The organism is Oceanicola sp. S124 (genome assembly GCF_000220565.1).
Lineage (GTDB): Bacteria > Pseudomonadota > Alphaproteobacteria > Rhodobacterales > Rhodobacteraceae > Pseudooceanicola.
In genome coordinates, this window is the sequence record NZ_AFPM01000177.1 from 1 (window position 1) to 21,418 (window position 21,418).

At 68.4% G+C, this 21,418-nt stretch carries 18 protein-coding genes; 12 read left to right on the plus strand and 6 right to left on the minus strand.

The window, feature by feature from the left end; all coding sequences use genetic code 11:
• The 4 genes from OS124_RS0112495 to OS124_RS0112510 form a co-directional block, all read left to right on the plus strand.
• Positions 1-320, plus strand: a 320-nt coding sequence (locus OS124_RS0112495) for a bifunctional adenosylcobinamide kinase/adenosylcobinamide-phosphate guanylyltransferase (protein ID WP_010140009.1), incomplete at its 5' end; no start/stop codon positions are given.
• Positions 317-943, plus strand: coding sequence for a histidine phosphatase family protein (locus OS124_RS0112500; protein WP_010140010.1), 627 nt, complete (start codon positions 317-319; stop codon positions 941-943). The genes OS124_RS0112495 and OS124_RS0112500, both read left to right, overlap by 4 nt.
• A 76-nt stretch (positions 944-1,019) precedes the next feature.
• The gene (locus tag OS124_RS0112505; protein WP_010140011.1) at positions 1,020-1,910 is read left to right on the plus strand and encodes a glutathione S-transferase; all 891 of its coding nucleotides are present in this window, start codon (positions 1,020-1,022) and stop codon (positions 1,908-1,910) included.
• Between the two features lie 77 nt (positions 1,911-1,987).
• Entirely contained in the window at positions 1,988-3,496 is a 1,509-nt protein-coding gene (locus OS124_RS0112510; protein ID WP_010140012.1) for a YifB family Mg chelatase-like AAA ATPase, read from the plus strand.
• Positions 3,497-4,141: 645 nt separating this feature from the next.
• Here the strand turns inward: OS124_RS0112510 and gshB are convergent.
• From gshB to rsmI, 3 genes are all read right to left on the minus strand, one after another.
• Positions 4,142-5,077 carry a glutathione synthase gene (gene gshB, locus OS124_RS0112515; RefSeq protein WP_010140013.1) on the minus strand — a complete coding sequence of 312 codons (936 nt, stop codon included), beginning with the start codon at positions 5,075-5,077 and terminating at the stop codon, positions 4,142-4,144.
• A gap of 68 nt (positions 5,078-5,145) precedes the next feature.
• Positions 5,146-5,535, minus strand: a complete 390-nt coding sequence (locus tag OS124_RS0112520) for a YraN family protein (protein WP_010140014.1) — start codon at positions 5,533-5,535, stop codon at positions 5,146-5,148.
• Between the two features lie 11 nt (positions 5,536-5,546).
• A complete protein-coding gene (gene rsmI, locus OS124_RS0112525) occupies positions 5,547-6,404 on the minus strand; it encodes a 16S rRNA (cytidine(1402)-2'-O)-methyltransferase (protein ID WP_010140015.1) in 858 nt (285 codons plus the stop codon).
• A gap of 104 nt (positions 6,405-6,508) precedes the next feature.
• Between rsmI and OS124_RS0112530 the strand changes: the two genes are divergently transcribed.
• The 4 genes from OS124_RS0112530 to OS124_RS0112545 all read left to right on the plus strand — a co-directional run bounded on the left by OS124_RS0112530 (position 6,509) and on the right by OS124_RS0112545 (position 13,783).
• Positions 6,509-7,777 (plus strand): penicillin-binding protein activator, encoded by a 1,269-nt coding sequence (locus tag OS124_RS0112530; protein ID WP_010140016.1) that lies wholly within the window; start codon positions 6,509-6,511, stop codon positions 7,775-7,777.
• A gap of 72 nt (positions 7,778-7,849) precedes the next feature.
• Positions 7,850-10,615 carry a [protein-PII] uridylyltransferase gene (locus tag OS124_RS0112535; RefSeq protein WP_010140017.1) on the plus strand — a complete coding sequence of 922 codons (2,766 nt, stop codon included), beginning with the start codon at positions 7,850-7,852 and terminating at the stop codon, positions 10,613-10,615.
• Complete coding sequence (gene murJ, locus OS124_RS0112540; RefSeq protein WP_010140018.1) at positions 10,612-12,165, plus strand: murein biosynthesis integral membrane protein MurJ; 1,554 nt, start codon at positions 10,612-10,614, stop codon at positions 12,163-12,165. Before OS124_RS0112535 ends, murJ begins: the two co-directional genes overlap by 4 nt.
• A 61-nt stretch (positions 12,166-12,226) precedes the next feature.
• A complete protein-coding gene (locus OS124_RS0112545) occupies positions 12,227-13,783 on the plus strand; it encodes a phospholipase D family protein (RefSeq protein ID WP_010140019.1) in 1,557 nt (518 codons plus the stop codon).
• Positions 13,784-13,822: 39 nt separating this feature from the next.
• On the opposite strand, the gene OS124_RS0112550 is transcribed toward OS124_RS0112545, so the two are convergent.
• On the minus strand, positions 13,823-14,515 hold the full coding sequence (locus OS124_RS0112550; protein ID WP_010140020.1) for a rhomboid family intramembrane serine protease: 693 nt from the start codon (positions 14,513-14,515) through the stop codon (positions 13,823-13,825).
• 112 nt (positions 14,516-14,627) lie between these two features.
• On the opposite strand from OS124_RS0112550, the gene trpS reads away from it, so the two are divergent.
• The 3 genes from trpS (at position 14,628) to OS124_RS0112565 (ending at position 17,534) form a co-directional block, all read left to right on the plus strand.
• Positions 14,628-15,677 (plus strand): tryptophan--tRNA ligase, encoded by a 1,050-nt coding sequence (gene trpS, locus OS124_RS0112555; RefSeq protein WP_010140022.1) that lies wholly within the window; start codon positions 14,628-14,630, stop codon positions 15,675-15,677.
• Between the two features lie 134 nt (positions 15,678-15,811).
• Positions 15,812-16,306, plus strand: a complete 495-nt coding sequence (locus tag OS124_RS0112560) for a VOC family protein (RefSeq protein ID WP_010140023.1) — start codon at positions 15,812-15,814, stop codon at positions 16,304-16,306.
• Between the two features lie 361 nt (positions 16,307-16,667).
• A complete protein-coding gene (locus OS124_RS0112565; RefSeq protein WP_010140024.1) occupies positions 16,668-17,534 on the plus strand; it encodes a branched-chain amino acid aminotransferase in 867 nt (288 codons plus the stop codon).
• On the opposite strand, the gene OS124_RS0112570 is transcribed toward OS124_RS0112565, so the two are convergent.
• Positions 17,535-18,245 (minus strand): GNAT family N-acetyltransferase, encoded by a 711-nt coding sequence (locus tag OS124_RS0112570; protein ID WP_010140025.1) that lies wholly within the window; start codon positions 18,243-18,245, stop codon positions 17,535-17,537.
• Between the two features lie 137 nt (positions 18,246-18,382).
• Positions 18,383-20,164, minus strand: a complete 1,782-nt coding sequence (gene aspS / locus OS124_RS0112575; protein WP_010140026.1) for an aspartate--tRNA ligase — start codon at positions 20,162-20,164, stop codon at positions 18,383-18,385.
• A gap of 569 nt (positions 20,165-20,733) precedes the next feature.
• On the opposite strand from aspS, the gene OS124_RS0112580 reads away from it, so the two are divergent.
• Positions 20,734-21,418 (plus strand): class I SAM-dependent methyltransferase (locus tag OS124_RS0112580; protein WP_010140027.1); only part of this gene is annotated, 685 nt, incomplete at its 3' end.

The window sequence follows — 21,418 nt, forward strand, 5'->3', positions numbered from 1 at the left end:
CCCTCGGCGGGGATCTGCCGGTGCTCTTTGACTGCGCCACCATGTGGCTGTCGAACCATCTCTTCGCAGGCAGCGATCTGGCGCAGGCGCAGAGCGACCTGCTGGTCGCGCTCTCCAGCCACCCCGCCCCCCTGGTGACGGTTACGAACGAGGTCGGTCAGGGCATCGTGCCCGCCGACCCGCTCACCCGACGCTTCCGCGAGGCGCAGGGGCGGTTGAACATCGCGCTGGCGCGACAGGCAGATTGCGTGGTGCAGGTGGTGGCCGGCCTGCCCAACGTGCTGAAAGGCGCCGAGCTGCTGGCCGGTGGCAGGGCATGAGCCGCCTGTTCCTGGTCCGACACGGCCCAACCCATGCCAAGGCGCTGATCGGCTGGACCGACCTGCCCGCGGACCTCTCCGACGGGGCCAGGCTGTCGCGCCTCTCGGACTGGTTGCCGGCGACGGCGCGGCTGGTCTCTTCGGATCTCACCCGCACCCGCACCACCGCCGATGCCCTCGCCACCCCCGGCCGCCAGCGCCTGCCCGATGAACCCGCCCTGAGGGAGCTGCATTTCGGCGACTGGGAGGGGCTGAGCGCGACCGAGGTCGAAGCCCGCGACCCCGAGATTTCCCGGGCCTTCTGGACCGACCCCGGCGTTGCCCGCCCCCCCGGGGGCGAAAGCTGGAATGACATGGAAACCCGCTGCTCGGCGGCGCTGGACAGGCTTGTGGCCGCGGGCGGCGACCTGATCGTCGTCTGCCATTTCGCCGTGATCCTCGGCCAGATCGCCCGGCACCGCGCCTGCCCCCCGCGCGAGGTGCTGGCCCAGAAGATCGAGCCGCTCTCGGTCACCTGCCTGTCCTTTGGCCCGCAGGGGCGGCGGACAGCGGGCGGAACGCGGGGCGAGCGCCCGGTCTCGATGGGCCCGGTCTCGATGGGCCCAATAAATCACATTCCGTGATTGAAATACGCTCAAAATATCATTTTTCGTGATATTAAACCTGATTTACCCTGTCGCCACAACAGCGGAGAGACAGATGCCCCAAGGCCACCCCCACGCGCTTTTCATCGCGGCACGCACCTATTCCAGCTGGTCCCTGAGGGGCTGGCTGATGTTCGAGACATTCGGCCTGCCGGTCAAGACCCATATGGTCGATCTCTACGGTGGCAACCTTGCCGAGGAACTGGCCGGACATGGCCTCGCCCCCGCCCGGCTGGTGCCGGTGCTGCGCTCTCCGGAAGGCCATGTGCTGGGCGAGACCCTCGCCATGGCCGAGCACCTCGCCGGGTATTTCCCCGAGGCCGGTCTCTGGCCCGCCGATCCCGGCGCGCGCATGGCGGCGCGCTGGCTGGTGTCGGAAATGCATGCCGGGTTCGCCGCCCTGCGCAGCGCCTGCCCGATGCAGTTGCTCTGCCAGTACCAGGGCTTCGAGGCCTCAGACACGGTAGCCGCCGATCTCGCCCGTCTCGACCAGCTCTTTGCCTATGCTGAAACGCAGCGCAGCGCCGAAGGGCCGTGGATCTTCGGCGACTGGTCCCTGGCGGATTGCTTCTATGCCCCGGTCGCCATGCGCATTGCCGGCTACGGCCTGACCGTCTCGCCCCGGCTCGCGGCCTACACCCGCGCCATGCTGGCCCATCCCGCGATCCGCCGCTGGCGCGCGCTGGCGCTGATCGAGACCTTCGCCCACGACCCCTACGCCATGGACCTGCCGCGTGGCCCCTGGCCCGGGCCCGCCCCCCTGCCCGCCCGCGCCGTCAGCCAGGGCACGCCGGTCAACGACGCCTGCCCCTTCTCCGGCCAGCCCGTCACCGACCTGGCCGAGATCGACGGCACCACGGTGGGCTTCTGCAATCCGACCTGCCGCGACAAATCGGTGAACGACGCCGAGGCCTGGCCCTCGGTCATGGCCCTGATTGCGCGCTGACCTCCGCCCGCCGGGACGACGTTAACGAAGTCCTAAGCGATCCTCTCTTAACCATGGGCCAACCACAGGGGGAGTCCATGGTTCCGAGAACCTATACCGTCGCCTTCCACGGCGCCGAGGCCGCCCCGGTCGAGGTGCAATGCGCGCTCTCGCCCGGGGTGCCCGGCTTTTCCATCGTCGGCCTGCCCGACAAGGCGGTCTCGGAAGCGCGCGAACGGGTCCGCGCGGCGCTTTCGGCCATGCGCATTGCCCTGCCGTCACAGCGAATCACCATCAACCTCTCGCCCGCCGACATGCCCAAGGCGGGCAGCCACTACGACCTGCCGATCGCCCTTGCGATCCTGGCCGCGCTGAAGGTGATCCCGCCCGAAGTGGCCGAAGAACACGCCTCGCTGGGAGAGCTGTCCCTGGACGGCAAGATCATCCCCGTCGCCGGGGCCCTGCCCGCCGCGATGGCCGCCGCCGGTGACGCGCGCGGGCTGCTCTGTGCCGCGGGCTCCGCCGCCGAGGCCGCCTGGAGCGCCGCGACCCGTGTCATCGGCGCCCCCTCGCTTGCCGACCTGGTCCGCCACCTGACCGGCCAGACGCCCCTGCCCGAGGCCGAGGCCGGCAGCGTCCGGCGCAGCCGCGACACCCCCGACCTGCGCGACGTGCGCGGCCAGGAAAAGGCCAAGCGCGCCCTCGAGATCGCCGCCGCCGGGCGCCACCACCTGCTGATGATCGGCCCGCCCGGTGCGGGCAAATCCATGCTTGCCAGGCGCCTGCCCGGCATCCTGCCCGATCTCGACGCCCAGGAAGCGCTGGAAACCTCGATCCTGCAGTCCCTCGCAGGGCTGCTCGATGGCGCGATCTCCAGCGCGCCCCCATTCATGGAACCGCATCACACCGCCTCGACCGCCGCGATCATCGGCGGCGGGCGGGGGGCTCAGCCGGGCGAGATCTCGCTGGCCCATAACGGCGTGCTCTTCCTGGACGAGATGCCCGAATTCGCCCCCGGCGTCCTCGACACCCTGCGCCAGCCGATGGAGAGCGGCGAGGTCACCGTGTCGCGCGCCGCCGCCCATGTTCGCTATCCCTGCCGGGTGCTGCTGATCGCCGCCGCCAACCCCTGCCGTTGCGGCTACCTGGCCAATCCCGACCGGGCCTGCTCGCAGGCGCCGAAGTGTTCCGAGAAGTACATGGGCAAGATCTCGGGGCCGCTGATGGACCGCTTCGACCTGCGTTTCGAGGTGCCCGAGATGCCGGTCTACGAGCTGGACCTGCCGCCTGCGGGCGACAGCTCGGAAGAGGTCCGTGCGCGGGTCACGACAGCCCGCCTGCGCCAGGCCAGGCGACACGCCGAGGCCGGGCCGCGACTGCTGAACGCCGACCTGACCGGGGCCCTGCTGGACCGCTTCGCCTCCCCCGACGCCGAGGGCCGTGACCTGCTGGTCCGCGCCGCCGAGCGCTTCGGCCTTTCGGCGCGGGGCTATCACAGGATCCTGCGCGTCGCGCGCACCATTGCCGACCTCGAGGGCAGCGCGGACATCCGCCGCCCCCATATCGCCGAAGCCCTGGCCTATCGCGTCGCGGGCATGGCCGGGTAGCCCCATGCCAGGGCAGATCGCTGGCGCGACGGTACCGCGCGCAGACCAGCTCCCCTCCGCGGTGCCGGAACAGCGAGGGGGGCCATCGGCGTTCTGCCGTGACGACACGCCGGGGGAGCCGCCGCTGCCGCCGCCCATCGGCGCCGAGCGTTCCCAAGACTGGCCCCAGAATTGGCCCAATACTGGCGAACCGTTTCATCGCTCAGCGCACTGCCAACGCTCATGTCGCCGAAAGGTGCCTCCGAACCACGCTGCAGCCACGATTGCCACTGCCACCCGGGCGACGGCAGCGCGCCCCGCTGGGCACGAGGCTGAGAGGCTGAGAGGCTGAGAGGCTGAGAGGCTGAGAGGCTGAGAGGCTGAGAGGCTGAGAGGCTGAGAGGCTGAGAGGCTGAGAGGCTGAGAGGCTGGATCACGGGCGAAGGCAAGCCCTTCCGGGCCATGCCGGCACGAAAATCCTCACGTTTGCGCGCGCCTCCCTCCTTGAGGCCCGCGAGGGGCCAAGCCACGCGGCGCTGTCGTGTGCTGCCAGAGGCGATCGGGCCCGTGTCTCCCGGCTTCACCTCTCGCGACCGTGACCAGTCCCGAAGCAGGCCCTGACCCGCTGCCGGGCGACCGGGGCACGTGCCCCGGCGCCACGGGATGTCAGCCGCGCTTGGCCTCGATGGCCTGCCAGATCTTCTCGGCGATGTTCACGCCGTCGAAGCGCTCGAGCTCCTGGATGCCGGTCGGCGAGGTCACGTTGATCTCGGTCAGCCAGTCGCCGATGACGTCGATCCCGACGAAGATCTGGCCCTTTTCCTTCAGCACCGGGCCGATGGTGGCGCAGATTTCCAGGTCGCGCTCGGTCAGGCCGACCTTTTCCGGGCGCCCCCCCACATGCATGTTGGAACGCGTCTCGCCCGCGGCGGGCACCCGGTTGATCGCCCCCACCGGCTCACCGTCGACGAGGATCACCCGCTTGTCGCCCTTGGTCACGGCGGGCAGGTATTTCTGCACGATCAGCGGCTCGCGCGAGAAGCCGGTGAACAGCTCGAACAGGGACGAGAGGTTGCGGTCATCGGGCGTCAGGCGGAAGACACCGGCGCCGCCATTGCCGTAGAGCGGCTTCAGGATGATGTCGCCGTGCTTTTCCTTGAAGGCGCGGATGGTGGCGAGGTCGCGGGCCACGGTGGTCGGCGGGGTCAGCTGGGGGAAGTTCAGCACCAGCAGCTTCTCGGGCGAGTTGCGCACCCAGAAGGGGTCGTTGACCACCAGTGTCTTCGGATGGATCCGCTCGAGCAGATGCGTCGTGGTGATGTAGAACATGTCGAAGGGCGGATCCTGCCGCAGCCAGACGACATCGTAATCGGCCAGGTCGACCTCTTCTTCCGGGCCCAGCACCGCCGGCGCCTCGGCCACGCGCTGCACCTGCATCCGGTGCCCCCGCGCCATGATCCGGCCCTCCTGGTAGGAGAGGTTCTCGGGCGGGTAATAGAACAGCTCATGCCCGCGCGCCTGCGCCTCTTCTGCAAGACGGAAGGAACTGTCGGCATTGATGTTGACGGCACCGATAGGGTCCATCTGGAACGCGATTTTCATCTGGGAAGGCCTCCGGCTGATCTCACCGCTCGGTGATGACCCATCCCGGCCGACACTGCAATGGCTGCTCAGGCGGCCATGCTCACGTTTTCGAGGATCTGCACCATGCCCCGTCCGTCGACCAGCGCCACGTCAATGCGCATCTGCGGCGGAAACCCGCCGCAACGGGCGCCGTAGGCCTCAGCGGCCCGCATGATGCGGTGCAGCTGTGACCAGCGCACCCGCTGCGCCGCCTGATCGAAGGTCGGCGCCGCCTTGACCTCGACGAAAACCAGCGTGTCGCCCTCGCGCAGGATCAGGTCGATCTCTGCCCCGGCCCCACGGTAGCGGCCCCGTTCCAGCGTCGCCCCAAGACCTTCATAGTGGCGCAGGACACTGTCTTCGGCGGCCAGTCCGGAGAGATAGGCACAGCGGCCGCGGTCCACCCGCGGATTGCGGAATTCAAGTACCTCGGCCATGCGCGTTCCCTTCAGCCCTTGGTCAGCTTCAGCGCCATCTGGTAGACCTTGCGTCTGGGCAGATCGAACCGGGCCGCGACTTCATCCGCCGCATCCCGCACCGACAGCCGTTCCAGCGCAGCGCTCAGCGACCCTTCTAGGTCAGAGTCGCTAATATTCTCCGAATCTCCGCGATCTATCAGCAGCACGATCTCGCCACGCGGGGGATCGGTCTCGCAGCCTGCCGCAAGCTCGGCCAGGGTGCCGCGGCGGACTTCCTCGAAGCGCTTCGTCAGTTCGCGGCAGAGCGCGCCCTGCCGCTCCGGCCCCAGCACTTCGGCGGCATCGGCGAGGCTCGCGGCGATCCGGTTCGGGGATTCATAAAGCACCAGCGTCGCGCGGGTCTCGCGCAGGTCCATGAGCGCGCTCTTGCGCGCCCCCGCCGCCGAGGGCAGGAAGCCGGCAAACAGGAAACGGTCGGTCGGAAGCCCGGCGATCGACAGCGCGGTGATCACCGCCGAGGGGCCGGGAGCCGAGGTGATGGCCAGCCCCTCGTCGCGCATCTGTCGTGCCAGGTCATAGCCCGGATCGGCGATCAGCGGCGTGCCGGCCTCGGAGGCATAGGCCACCGACTTGCCCGCAGCCACCTCGGCCATCAGCCGGGCGCGGATCTTCTGTCCCGAGTGGTCGTGGTAGGCCAGCAGCGGCCTGTCGCCGAGTGAAATGCCGTGGATATCCATCAGCCGGCGCAGCGAGCGCGTGTCCTCTGCCGCCAGTACATCCGCCGAGGCCAGCACGTCCAGCGCACGCAGCGTGATGTCCCGCGCCGTTCCGATGGGGACGGCCACGAGGTAGAGGCCCGCCGCCAGTTTCGCGCTTTCGGCATTCATCTCTGGACCCTTTGAACGATAGGTTTATTATTTCGACGTAAGACTTTCACGCCGCGGACGGCCCCCAGGGGCCGCACGGGGCCGACGGACCCGAGGAGATCCCCATGTTCGCTCTTTTGAGCGCCGCCCGCAAGGCACTGACCGGCCGGGACCAGGCCCCCCGCGACACCCGGACCGAAGGCGCAGCCGCGCCACGACGCAGCCTGCGCGCCTCGCGCCGCACCCTGGTGCTGACCCTTCCCGCCCTGGCCCTGGCCACCGCCTGCCAGCCGGTCTCGATGGGCGGCACCGGGCCCAGCATCAACACCTCCCAGCCGGTTCCGGTCGCGCTGCTGGTCCCCAAGGGCTCGGGCAAGTCGGGCGATGCGATCCTGTCCGCCAGCCTGGAAAACGCCGCCCGCCTCGCCGCCTCCGAGCTGAACGGCGTGCAGATCGACCTGCGCGTCTATGACACCCAGGGCAGTGCCGATGTCACGGCTGCGGTGACCTCGCAGGCGATCAGCGATGGCGCCAAGATCATCCTCGGGCCGGTCTATGCCGCCAATGCCAATGCCGCCGGGCGCGTCGCCGCCTCGCGCGGTGTCAACGTGCTGGCCTTCTCGAACAACCCCGAGATCGCGGGCGGCAATGTCTTCGTCCTCGGGCCGACCTTCCAGAACACCGCCGACCGTCTGACCCGCTATGCAGTCGCCCAGAACAAGGGCCGCATCGTGCTGGTGCACGGCCAGACGCCCGAAGGCCAGGCCGGCGCCAGCGCCGTCCAGAGCGCCGCGCTGCGCAACGGCGCCTCGGTGGTCGGCACCGTGCCTTACGAGTTCTCGCAGCAGGGCGTGCTGAATGCCGTGCCCTCCGTGCGGCAAGCCGCCGGAGGCGGCACCGCGGCCGGTGGTGCCGATGCGATCTTCCTGACCGCGAATACCGCCGGCGCCCTGCCCCTGTTCACCCAGATGCTGCCCGAGAACGGGCTAGGGGCAGACAAGATCCAGTACATCGGCCTGACACGCTGGGACATCCCGCCGCAGACGCTGGACCTGCCCGGCGTCCAGGGCGGCTGGTTCGCCCTGCCCGATCCGGGCCTGACGGCGCAGTTCAACGCCCGCTACGCCGCAGCCTACGGCGCGGCGCCGCACCCGATCGGCGGGCTGGCCTTCGACGGCATCGCCGCCATCGGTGCGCTGGTGCGCCAGGGCCGTTCGGATGCGCTCTCGGCCTCGGGGCTGACCCAGGGATCGGGCTTCCAGGGCGTCGGCGGCGTATTCCGCCTGCTGCCCGACGGCACCAACGAACGTGGCCTTGCCGTGGCGACGATCCAGAACCGCCAGGTCCAGGTCATCGACCCGGCACCGCGCAGCTTCTCCGGGGCCGGTTTCTGATCCGCCCCGCCACAGCCTCCGCCCGCCCCCTTCCGGGGGGCGGTGCGGGCGCCGCACCCGAATGGATGCCCCATGGACAAGATGCTGAGCCTGCCGGACGACCTCATTCGTCCGGCGCATGAGATTCTGGACCCCCACGCCCTCGCCCGCGAGCTGGAAGGGATCCGCAACAGCACCCCCGATGCCACCCGCGCCCGGACCCAGGTCGTTGCCCGGCTGAACGCCGCCCGCCTTGCCGGGGCCGCCGCGATTGCCGAGGGGCTGGCCGCCGAGCCCTTCGCCGCCCGCAAGACCACCCGCGCCTATACCTGGCTGACCGACTGCATCCTGATCGAGGTGCTGGCACAGGCCCGCGCCAGCCTGCCTGCCGATACCACCGCACAGCTCGGCGATTTCGCCGTCTGCGCCGTCGGCGGCTATGGCCGTGGCGAGATGGCCCCCTTCTCGGATGTCGACCTGCTGTTCCTGACCCGCAAGGCCATCACGCCGGGGCTCGAGGCCCTGATCGAGGCCATGCTCTATGTCCTCTGGGACCTTCACCTGAAGGTCGGCCATTCCAGCCGGACCATCCGTGAATGCCTGAAACTGGGTGGCGAGGACTACACCATCCGCACCGCGCTGATGGAAACCCGATTCCTGGCCGGCGATGCCCCGCTGGTCGACCAGCTGAACGACAAGCTCTGGTCGGATCTCTTCAAGGGCACCGAGAAGGAGTTCATCGAGGCCAAGCTGGAAGAGCGCTACAACCGCCACCAGAAGCAGGGCGGCCAGCGTTACGTGGTCGAGCCCAACGTCAAGGAGGGCAAGGGCGGGCTGCGCGACCTGCAATCGCTCTACTGGATCGGCAAGTACGTCCATGGCGTGCAGTCGGTGGGCGAACTGGTACGTCTCGGGCTGTTTACCCGCGACGAATACGCGACCTTCCAGAAGGCCGAGGATTTCCTCTGGGCCGTGCGCTGCCACCTGCACCTGCTGGCGAACCGTCCGCAGGATCAGCTGACCTTCGACATGCAGGTCCAGGTCGCCGAACGCATGGGCTACAGGGATCGTGGCGGGCGTCGCGGGGTCGAGCACTTCATGCAGGCCTACTTCCGCCAGGCCAATGCCGTCGGTGAGCTGACCCGCATCTTCCTGACCCAGCTCGAGGCCGAGAACGTCAAGGGCGACGCCATGCTGGAACGCGTCTTCCGCCGTCGCCCGAAGATCGGCGCCCCTTACAAGGTGGTGCACGGCCGCCTTGCCGTTGCCGACGAGGACAGCTTCCTCAAGGACAAGATGAACATGCTGCGGGTCTTCGACGAAGGACTGCGCACCGGCATGCTTCTGCACCCCGACGCGATGCGGATGGTGCATGCCAATCTCGACAAGATCGACGATGCGATGCGCGAGGATCCCGAGGCGGCGAAGATCTTCCTCGGCACCCTGCTGAAACACGGCAATCCCGAGCGCGGCCTGCGCCGGATGAACGAGCTGGGCCTGCTGGCCGCCTTCATCCCGGAATTCGAGCCCATCGTGGCAATGATGCAGTTCAACATGTACCACCACTACACGGTGGACGAGCATACCATCCAATGTATCTCGAACCTCGCCGCGATCGAGCATGGCGACCTGCAGGAAGAGCTGCCGGTGGCCTCGACGATCCTCGCCGAGGGGGTCAACCGCCGGGTGCTCTACGTGGCGCTGCTGCTGCACGACATCGGCAAGGGCCGCGAGGAAGAGCACGCGGTGCTGGGCGCCAAGATCGCCCGCAAGGTGGCGCCGCGCCTCGGGCTGACGCCCGAGGAATGTGACACGGTCGAATGGCTGGTGCGCTATCACCTGCTGATGTCTGACATGGCGCAGAAACGCGACATCGCCGACCCGCGCACGGTGCGCGATTTCGCCAAGGCCGTGCGAAGCCGCGACCGGCTGGACCTGCTGACGGTACTGACCGTCTGCGATATCCGCGGGGTCGGCCCCGGCACCTGGAACAACTGGAAGGCGCAGCTGCTGCGCACTCTCTACCGCCAAACCCGCAAGGCGCTGGAAACCGGGCTTGAGGAACTCAACCGCACCCATCGCGGGCAGGAGGCACAGCGCATGCTGGCCGAGAAGCTCATCGGCTGGAGCCAGGAGGATATCGAGCGCGAGCTGGCCCGCCATTACCCGCCCTACTGGCAGGGGCTGCATGTCTCGACCCAGGCGGCTTTCGCCGGGATGCTGCGCGGCGGGCTGCCGGTGGACGAAATCCGCATCGACCTGAAGGCCGATGACGACCACGACGCCACCCGCGCGCTGTTCGCCATGGCCGACCACCCCGGCATCTTCGCCCGCCTCTCGGGCGCCCTGGCCCTGGTCGGGGCCAACGTGGTGGATGCGCGCACCTACACGACCGTCGACGGCTATGCCACGGCGGCCTTCTGGGTACAGGACGCCGAGGGCGCGCCCTACGAGGCCTCGCGCCTGCCCCGTCTGACCCAGATGATCCACAAGATCCTGCGCGGCGAGGTGGTGACCCGCGAAGCGATGCAGGACCGCGACCGGATCAAGAAGCGCGAACGCGCCTTCAAGGTCTCGACATCCGTGGCCTTCGACAACGAGGGATCCGAGATCTACACCATCATCGAAGTCGATACCCGCGACCGCCCCGGTCTTCTGCACGACCTGACCCGCACCCTCGCGGCCTCGAACGTGCAGATCAGCTCGGCGGTGATCGCAACATACGGAGAGCAGGTGGTAGACACCTTCTACGTCAAGGACATGTTCGGGCTGAAACTCTTCTCGGACTCCAAGCAGAAGGCCCTTGAAGCCAAGCTGCGCGAGGCCATCGCGGCCGGGCAGGAAAGGGCACGGTCTTGAACCCCATCCGTCTGGTCTCCGGCATCTTCACCGTCGGGCTCTGGACCATGCTCAGCCGGGTGCTGGGGCTGGCGCGCGACATCATCCTGCTGGCCGCCCTCGGCACCGGACCGGTCTACGAGGCCTTCATCGTCGCCTTCCGGCTGCCCAACATGTTCCGCCGCTTCTTCGCGGAAGGGGCCTTCAACATGGCCTTCGTGCCGATCTTCTCGAAGAAGCTCGAGGCCGGGGACAACCCTCAGCGCTTCATGAACGAGGCCTTCGCGGGCCTCGCCTCGGTGCTGATCCTGCTGACCCTGCTCGCCCAGGCGGCAATGCCCTGGCTGATCCTGGCCCTGGCCTCGGGCTTCAAGGGCGACGAGCAGTTCCCGCTGGCAGTCACCTACGGGCGCATCGCCTTTCCCTACATCCTGTTCATCTCTCTCGCGGCGCTGCTGTCGGGTGTGCTGAACGCAGCGGGCCGCTTTGCCGCCGCCGCCGCCGCGCCGGTGCTGCTGAACGTGCTGCTGGTCGGCACGCTGCTGCTGGCGCCCCCGCTGGGGCTCGACCTCGGGCTGGCGCTGATCTGGGCGGTGCCGGTGGCCGGCGTGGCACAGCTGGCCCTGCTCTGGAGTGCCGCCGCCCGCGCGGGCTTCTCCATCCGCCCTGCCCGGCCGCGCCTGACCCCCGACCTGAAGCGGCTGATCCGCGTCGCCATCCCCGCCGCGCTGGCGGGGGGCGTGGTGCAGGTGAACCTGCTGGTCGGTCAGCAGGTCGCCAGCTACTTCGATCGCGCCGTCGGCTGGCTGTTCACCGCAGACCGGCTCTACCAGCTGCCGCTCGGCGTGGTCGGCATCGCCATCGGCATCGTGCTGCTGCCCGACCTCTCGCGCCGCCTGAAGGCCGGGGACAGCGCCGGATCGCGCAACGCCCTGTCCCGCGCGGGGGAACTGGCGCTGGCCCTGACCCTGCCCTGCGCCGTGGCGCTGGTGGTGATCCCCCTGCCCATCGTCTCGGTGCTGTTCGAACGCGGCGCGGCGCGCCCCGAGGACAGCGCCGCCATCGCCCTGGCGGTCGCTGTCTACGGTGCCGGCCTGCCCGCCTTCGTGCTGCAGAAGGTGCTGCAACCGCTCTACTTCGCCCGCGAAGACACCCGCCGCCCCTTCAACTACGCCCTGCTGGCAATGGTCGCCAATGCCGCCGCCGCCATCGGCCTTGCACCGCTGATCGGCTGGATCGCCTGTGCCCTGGCCACCACCCTGGCCGGCTGGGTCATGCTGGCCGCGCTGCACTTCGGCGCCGGCCACATGGGAGAGGCCGCCCGCTTCGATGCCCGCTTCCGGGCCCGCGCGCCGCGCATCCTGCTGGCCTCGCTGATCATGGGCGCGGTGCTCTGGGTCGCAAAGCTGTTGCTGGCGTCCTGGCTGACGGCGGATTACATCCGCTATCTTGCGTTGCTGCTGCTGGTCCTGGGCGGAGCGGTGACCTACTTCGTTGCCGGCCCCCTGGTCGGCGCTTTCCGGCTGTCCGATTTCACTGGCGCGCTTCGGCGGCGAAAGGCGGGAACCTGACGGCTCTGCGGCGCGTTTGCCCTGCATACACCCTCCTCCTGCCGAGAGGCCCCCACCCCCGATGCCCAAAGACAAGGATCTCGCCCCCCAGTTTGCCCTCCTGGTGACCGCGGCCGAGATGTATCCCGCCCTCGAAACCCTCTGTCTCGAGGCGCGCGAGGAAATCCTGATGTCTTTCCGCATCTTCGATCCCCGCACCCGCCTGCGCAGCACGGCGGCGCAGGACCTCGGGCTTGAGACCTGGGGCCAGCTCATTGCCCATGTGGCGGCGCGCGGGGTCAGGGTGCGGCTGCTGATCGCCGATTTCGACCCGGTCTTCACCCCCGACCTGCATCGCGCGGCCTGGGACAGCGGCAAGGGCTTCGCCCAGGCCCTGCTGAAAGAGGCTCAGGCCCGGCAACGCGAGGATTTCCTCGGCGCCGAAGTGCTGGTCGCGCGGCACGAGGGGCGCGCCGCCAAGATATGGAACCGGATCTTCCGCAGCCGGATCCGCGCCGCGCAGAAGGACCTGCGGCGCTGGTCACCCGACCGGCTCACCCCGCCGCAACTGCGCGCCCTGCAGGGGGTGATGCGGCTGCGCCCGGCGACGCTGCACCAGAAGTTCGCCGTGGCCGATGGCCGGCGCGCGGTGATCGGCGGCATCGACATCGACGAACGCCGCTGGGATGACGAGGATCACGACCGCCGCGCCGAAGAAACCTGGCACGATGTCTCGACCGCCGTCACTGGCGTTGTCTGCCGCGCGATCCGCCGCCATTTCGCCGAATGCTGGCAACGCGCTATCACCTCGAATTCGACCTCCTTCGCAGCCGAGCCCGATGCCGAATGCGCCCGCGGCCCGCTGCCCGCTCAGCGACGCTCAGCCGTCGGGCCGCGCCTGCTGCGCACCCTCTCCGAGGCGCGGTCGGGGCCGCTGCGCCTCGGTCCGCGCGCGCGCATCACCGAGCACGAAGAGGCCCACCTGGCCGCCTTCGAAATCGCCGAACGCCTAGTCTACCTGGAAACCCAGTTCTTCCGCCACATGCCACTGGCCCGCGCCCTGGCCCGGCGTGCTCGCGCCCGGCCCGAGCTGAACTGCGTACTGATCCTGCCCTCGGAACCCGAGCGGGTGATTTTCGACGGTGCCAAATCGCTGGACGCCCGGCACGAGCAGGCGCTGCAACTGCGCTGCCTCAACCACCTGCGCGATGCCTTCGGTGACCGGCTGGCGGTGCTGGCCCCGGCCCAGCCCCGCCCCGCGCCGCCCAATACGCCCAAACCGATCCACGGGGCACCGGTGGTCTACCTGCATTCCAAGGTGACGCTGGTGGATGACCGGGTGGGCATCATCGGCTCGGCCAATCTCAACGGGCGCTCGATGCGATGGGATACCGAGGCCTCGGTGCAGTTCCAGGATGCCGGGCAGATCCGCCAGGCGCGCGAGCGGCTGGTGGCCAGTTGGCTGCGCGGTGCCGAAGCCGGGATCAATCCGCGCCGGGCCGCCGACTGGACCCGCCTTGCCTCGGAAGAGGCCGCCCGGGCGCCCGAGCAGCGCAAGACCTTCCTGCTGCCCTGGCCCGAAGCCCGCAACCGCCGCTTTGCCCGCTGGTTCCCCCTGCTGCCCGCCGAGATGTTCTGACCGCCCTCCCCCCGGGGATGCCGGCCCCTCACAGGGGCCTCAGCCGTGGCGCAGCTTCTCTCGCAGCCGGGCAAAGCCCCCCGGCAGCAGCAGCGGTGCCAGCGCGAAGCCGATGACGAAGGCCGTCAGCTCGGCCACCCAGCCGAGGCCGGTCTGGAAGAACAGCCCGAACAGCAGTTGCAGCGCCATCAGGATGCCGATCAGCCGGAAGGCGGCGATCTGGTTCTGCCCGGCGGCGCGGTAGTAGATCCACAGGATGTAGCTGTAGGCGCCGATCATGCCGTAGGTGGCCGGGAAGGCCCCCATCAGCCAGTCCCCTTCCGGCGCGACCAGCCCGAAGACCAGCGCCGCGCCGAGTGTGCTCAGCAGGAACAGCGCGATCAGCCCCGGCGCCTTCATCGCCTCGCCGACGAACTTGCCGAGCGCCAGGAACATCACCCCGCCGATCAGCGCGGACTGGAAGCTGGCATGGACGAAGGAATAGGTGACCAGCCGCATCGCGTAGCGCGGCGAGAGGTCTCCGGTCTGCAGCATGTAGTCGAGGAAGGCCGAGGAGAAGGCGTAGTCGTTCAGCGCCCCGAGCCGCCAGCCGACCGCCTGCGCGCCGCCGATCAGCCCCGAGCTGCCAAGCGAGAAGAGCCCCTCGATCCCGATCATCACGATGAAGATCAGCACGATCACCGGGGCGACCGGGTTGACGGGGGCTTCGCTGGGGTTGTTGTCGTCGTACATGCCTGGCCGATCCTCTCCTCGTGGCCGTCCCGCTGTGCGGTTGACGCCCTTTCGGGGCATGGGTAAGCCAGCGCAGGCACATTTACCAGTGGCCGCTGACAGGAGTGCGGAGATGTCCGACGCAAGCGCGAACCAGACCACGAAATTCCAGCCCCGGGTGTTCTCGGGAATCCAGCCCTCGGGTGGGCTGACCCTGGGCAACTACCTCGGCGCCATGCGTCGTTTCGTGGACTGGCAAGAGCGCGGGCTGAACGAGGGCTTCGAGACGATCTTCTGCATGGTCGACCTGCATGCGATCACCGTCTGGCAGGATCCCGAGGCCCTGCGCCGCCAGACCCGCGAGCTGGCCGCCGGCTATATCGCCTCGGGGCTCGACCCGGCGAAGGCGATCCTGTTCAACCAGTCCCAGGTGCCCGAGCACACGCAGCTGGCCTGGATCTTCAACTGCGTCGCCCGCATGGGCTGGATGCAGCGGATGACCCAGTGGAAGGACAAGGCGGGCAAGAACCAGCAGAACGCCTCGCTGGGCCTCTTCGCCTACCCCTCGCTGATGGCCGCCGACATCCTGGTCTACCACGCCACCCACGTGCCCGTGGGCGAAGACCAGAAGCAGCATATCGAGCTGACCCGCGACATCGCGATCAAATTCAACAATGACTACGGCGTCGATTTCTTCCCCGTCACCGAGCCGGTGATCGAGGGGGCGGCGACCCGCGTCATGTCGCTGCGCGACGGCTCGAAGAAGATGTCCAAGTCCGACCCGTCCGACATGGCCCGCATCAACCTGACCGATGATGCCGACGCGATCGCGAACAAGATCCGCAAGGCCCGCACCGACCCCGAGGCCCTGCCCTCCGAGGCCAAGGGCCTCGAGGATCGCCCCGAGGCGCGCAACCTCGTCAACATCTACGCCGCGCTCTCGGGCAAGGACGTGGACAGCGTGCTGGCGGAAGTGGGCGGCAAGCAGTTCTCTGAGTTCAAGCCGATGCTGGCAGATATCGCCGTGGCCCACCTGTCGCCGATCTCGACCGAGATGGCCCGGCTGATGGAAGCCCCCGACGAGATCGACGCGATCATCGGCAAGGGCGCCGAGAAGGCCCGAGAGATCGCCGAGCCGATCCTGAAGAAGACCTATGACATCGTCGGCATGATCCGTTCGTGAACCGGCGCAGAGTGTCGGGGAGCAGGGGCGCCTCCGGGCGCCCTTCGCATTTGCGCACATGAGAGGTGCTGCGATGCGTCTGGTGTGGACAGATCAACAGGACTAGCTTCACGACAACTGAAGGAGTTCCTGCAATGAGCAATCCTGTCCATCCCGCGACCCGCATCGGCCATGTCCACCTGAAGGTCTCGGACCTGGGGAAATCCATCGACTTCTATTCCGGCGTCCTCGGGTTCCAGGTGACGCAGCAATATGGCCCCGGCGCCGCCTTCCTCGCGGCAGGGGGCTATCACCACCATATCGGCCTCAACACCTGGGAGAGCAAGGGTGCCACCCCTCCGCCCGCCGGTCACACCGGGCTTTACCACACCGCCTTCCTCTACCCGACCCGCGCCGCCCTCGGCGATGCGCTGCGCCGGGTGCGCGAGGCCGGGCTAAGCCTGGACGGCGCCGCCGACCATGGTGTCAGCGAGGCGCTCTACCTGCGCGACCCGGACGACAACGGTGTCGAGCTCTACTGGGACAAGCCCGAGGCCGAATGGCCCCGCCAGCCCGATGGCAGCCTGGCCATGTACAATGCGCCGCTGGATCTCGAGGCGCTGCTGGCCGCGGCAGAGCCCACAAAATGATCTCGGTGCGGATTTGTTACCGAAGGTTGCGCCCTGCGTCACCGTACTGTCGCAAATCCGCGTCATCTTGCCGGTGAAGACCCGGGCGCCGCGGGGTTCACCCCCCCGAACGCCGCGACGCCGACCATTTCCAAGACTCCCTTTTCAGCACCCTGTCCCCGGCCCCCAGGCCGGGGAATTGGGTGCGCAGATCGGACCCCTCTCGGCGGATGCGGGGCCGTCGCGGGGCGCCCTGCCCCCGGCCGGGGTCGGGCTGCGCAGGGTCAGACTGGCGCAGTGGCACTGGCACGGCCCGGATTTCCCGCCTTCCCTCGCCCGCGTCGATGGCCTATCCCGGTGGCATCCCACCAAGGAGACGACGATGGCAGGCCAGATCCACACCTATTTCGACGGCACATGGCACCAGGGCGACCTGGCGGTAATGAAGGCCGGGGATCACGGTGCCTGGCTGGGCTCGACCGTCTTCGACGGGGCGCGGATGTTCGACGGCAAGATGCCCGACCTGCGCCGGCACCTTGAACGGGTCAACCGCTCGGCCGAGGCGATGATGATCGAACCCACGGTCGGCGTCGACGAGATGATCGCCCTGACCCGCGAAGGCCTGGCGCGCTTCGACAAGGGCGCTGCCGTCTACATCCGCCCGATGTACTGGGCCCTGATGGGGAACGAGACCGTGGTGCAGCCGGGATATGGCCTGGGCACCGGCTTCTGCCTGGCGCTGGAGGAAATCCCCATGGCCGCGCCCGAGGCCGCCACCACGCTCTGCAAGACGCGTTTCCGCCGCCCGACGCTGGACTGCGCGGTGACCGATGCCAAGGCCGGGGCGCTCTACCCCAACAACGGCCGGATGCTGGCCGAGGCGCGCGCGCGCGGTTTCGGCAATGCGCTGGTCTGCGATGCCATGGGCAATGTCGCCGAAAGCGCCACCGCCAACGTTTTCGCAGTGAAGGACGGAGAGGTTTTCACCCCGATCCCCAATGGCACGTTCCTGTCGGGCATCACCCGTGCCCGCCACATCGCCAACCTGCGCGCCGATGGCGTGAGCGTGCATGAAACCGTGATGACCTATGCCGATTTCGAGCAGGCGGACGAGATCTTCCTGTCGGGCAACCTCAACAAGGTCACCCCCGTCACCGCCTTCGAGGACACCACCTATCCGGTCGGCCCGATGTCGGCCAGGGTGCGTGCGCTCTACTGGGACTGGGCCGCCTCGGACATGGTGCTGTAACTAAAGCTCGGGGTCCGAGCTGACCCGCACCAGCCGGGTCAGGTCCGAAAGGCGTTCGCGCTGCTGGCCGGTCTCGTCGAAGTTGGCCGGGTTCAGCCAGACCGCATAGGCCTCTTTCAGGGCGGGCCAGTCGGTATCGGTCACCGCGAACCAGGCGGTATCGCGGTTGCGGCCCTTGACCACCATGTGCTGGCGGAAAACGCCCTCGTAGCTGAAACCCAGCCGCTGCGCCGCGCGGCGCGAGGGGATATTCAGCGCGTTGCACTTCCATTCATAGCGCCGATACCCCGCCTCGAAGGCCCAGTTCATCATCAGCACCATGGCCTCGGTCGCCGAGACCGTGCCCTGTAGCGCAGGCGCGAAGGCGATGTTGCCGACCTCGACCGAGCCCATCTCGGGCACGATGTTGAGGTAGGAGGCCACGCCCACCACCCCCTTGGCGTGATCCTCGATCGCCAGGAAGAGCGCGGGCCCCTCTTCGACCGAACGCACCCAGCGGTGATACTGCGAGGCCGAGTGGAACGGGCCGACGGGCATGTAATCCCAGATCCAGTCCTGATCCGCGTAGGCGTTGAACAGCAACGCGGCATGGGCCTCGGCCTTCAGCGGCACCAGGCGCACATGATGCCCCTCCAGCACGAGGTCGCGCGGCGGCGCGGGCGGCGCCTGCCAGGTCTCGACCAGCGGGCACACGGGGCGATCCTGGCTCATGCTCTGTTCCTTGTCCCGGCACTCGATCACCGCGACGATAGGCAATACGCCGCCGCTTGGAAAGGGCCGCGCCGAAGCGGAACGCAAAAGGCCCCCGGAGCGATCCGGGGGCCTTTCGCAACTCTGTCCAAGGGTGCTTACTCCTGCGGAATGACGCGCAGGTTCAGCTCCATCAGCTGCTCGGGCAGCGGTTCGGAGGGGGCCGACATCATCAGGTCCTCGGCGCGTTGGTTCATCGGGAACAGGATGACCTCGCGGATGTTCTGTTCCTCGGCCAGCAGCATGACGATGCGGTCGATCCCGGCGGCGCAGCCACCGTGCGGCGGGGCGCCGTACTGGAAGGCGTTGACCATGCCGCCGAAGCGCTTGATCACTTCCTCTTCGCCGTAGCCGGCCAGTTCGAAGGCCTTGAACATGATCTCGGGCTTGTGGTTCCGGATCGCGCCCGAGACCAGCTCGTAGCCGTTGCAGGCGAGGTCATACTGGAAGCCCTTGACCTCAAGCGGGTCGCCCTGCAGCGCCTCCATGCCCCCCTGGGGCATCGAGAAGGGGTTGTGCTCGAAGTCCAGCTTGCCGGTTTCCTCGTCCTTCTCGTAGATCGGGAAGTCGACGATCCAGGCAAAGGCGAAACGGTCCTTGTCGGTCAGGCCCAGCTCTTCGCCGATGACGTTGCGGGCGCGGCCCGCGACGGCCTCGAAGCTCTTGGGTTTGCCGCCCAGGAAGAAGGCCGCGTCGCCGACGCCCAGACCCAGCTGCTGGCGGATCGCCTCGGTCCGCTCGGGGCCGATGTTCTTGGCCAGCGGACCGGCGGCTTCCATGCCGTCGGCACCGTCACGCCAGAAGATGTAGCCCATGCCGGGCAGCCCTTCCTTCTGGGCGAAGGCGTTCATCCGGTCGCAGAACTTGCGCGAGCCACCGGTGGGCGCGGGAATGGCGCGGATCTCGGTGCCGTCCTGCTCCAGCAGCTTGGCGAAGATGGCAAAGCCCGAACCGGCGAAATGCTCGGAGACCACCTGCATCTCGATCGGGTTCCTGAGGTCGGGCTTGTCCGAGCCGTACTTCAGCGCCGCATCGGCGTAGCTGATCTGCGGCCAGTCGGCGGCCGCGTCGACCTTCTTGCCGCCGCCGAATTCCTCGAAGATCCCCGCCAGAACGGGCGAGATCGTGTCGAAGACATCCTGCTGGGTGACGAAGCTCATCTCCATGTCCAGCTGGTAGAAGTCGGTGGGCGAGCGGTCGGCGCGCGGGTCCTCGTCGCGGAAGCAGGGCGCGATCTGGAAATACTTGTCGAAGCCCGAGACCATCAGCAGCTGCTTGAACTGCTGCGGCGCCTGCGGCAGGGCGTAGAACTTGCCCGGGTGCAGACGCGAGGGCACCAGGAAGTCGCGCGCGCCCTCGGGGCTCGACGCGGTGATGATCGGCGTCTGGTACTCGCGGAAGCCCTTGTCCCACATGCGCTTGCGGATCGAGCTGACGACGTCGGACCGCAAGGTCATGTTCTTCTGCATCGCCTCGCGACGCAGGTCGAGGTAGCGATAGCGCAGACGGGTTTCTTCCGGGTACTCCTGATCGCCGAAGACCATCAGCGGCAGTTCCTTCGCGGCGCCCAGCACCTCGATGTCGCGCACGAAGACCTCGATCTCGCCCGTGGGCAGCTTGGGGTTCACCAGCTCGTGGTCGCGGGCCTTCACCTCGCCGTCGATCCGGATGCACCATTCCGAACGCACCTTCTCGACTGCGGCGAAGGCGGCGCTGTCGGGATCGCAGAGCACCTGCGTCACGCCGTAGTGGTCGCGCAGGTCGATGAAGAGAATGCCGCCGTGATCGCGCACCCGGTGCACCCAGCCGGAGAGGCGGACCGTATCGCCCACGTTGGCCTTGGTCAGGTCGGCGCAGGTGTGGCTGCGGTAGGAATGCATGGCGGTGTCCTCTTTCGTCTCGCGCGGGCTGGCCGGGCCGGAAGGGCCGGTCCTCAACCTGCGCCGGTTCACACGGAAGCGGCGCGAAAGTCAAGTCGCACAGGCGCTCCGAACGCGGCGGAGGCGCCGGGCCACGCCCTCGCAGCCCCTCCTCCGCCTCCCTCCGACGAGGGGCGCGGCGCCCCGGGGGCATCGAGCCCCCGCCGCACCGGGGGGCAGAGCCCCCGGCACCCACCGGCACGCTCGCCCCCCCCATGGCACGACACCACGGCAGACGCCCATTTTCCGCGCAGGCTGCGCGCTGCGCCGATGTCGCGAGAGGTATTTGTGCAATCATGAACATTACCTCCGCATACGTGTGATTTACATGTATTGCCATTCTCTGCCAGACTGGACCTGCGCATGGTCCGGCAGCCCGGATCCGTCGCGCCCGACGTCGCCCGGGTGGACCGCAGCGGTCCGCCCCCGGCGACCGCGGCCCGACACTCCGCCCCTGCCCCGCCCGCTTGCGGACGCCGCAGCCTGCCCCGACCAGCGCAAAGACGAAACCCCTGCGAGGGAGATGCGACATGTGGGAAGCCCTGCTCATTTCGTTCCTGGATCGGGCGATCCGGAAAGGACGCCTGACGGTGACCTTTCCCGACGGCACCGAGCGGTCCTTCGGCGGCGGCCCCGGCGCCCCCGAGGTCAGCGTCACGCTGAAAGACCCGGACCTGCCGCGCAAGATGATCACCGACATCGAGCTGGCCTTCTGCGAGGGCTACATGACCGGCGACATCGAACTGGGCGGGGACGATCTCTATGGCATCATCACCCTGGCCATGGTCAACCTGCGCTCGGAAGGGGCGCAGCGCGGCCAGGTGCATCGGGCGGTCTCGTCCTCGCGGCGCATCCTGCGGCGGCTGGCGCAGTTCAACCCGGTCGGCAAGGCGCAGGAGAACGTGGCGCATCACTACGACCTGTCGGGCGCGCTCTATGATCTCTTCCTCGACGAGGACCGGCAGTATTCCTGCGCCTACTTCAGCCGGCCTGACATGACGCTGGAAGAGGCGCAGCTGGCCAAGAAGCATCATATCGCGGCAAAGCTGCGGCTGCAGCCGGGGATGAAGGTGCTGGACATCGGCTGTGGCTGGGGCGGCATGGCGCTGACACTGGCGAAGGACTACGGCGCCCGGGTCGTCGGCGTGACGCTCTCGAAGGAACAGCACGCCATCGCCGTGCAGCGCGCGAAGGACGCGGGCCTGGACGACCGGG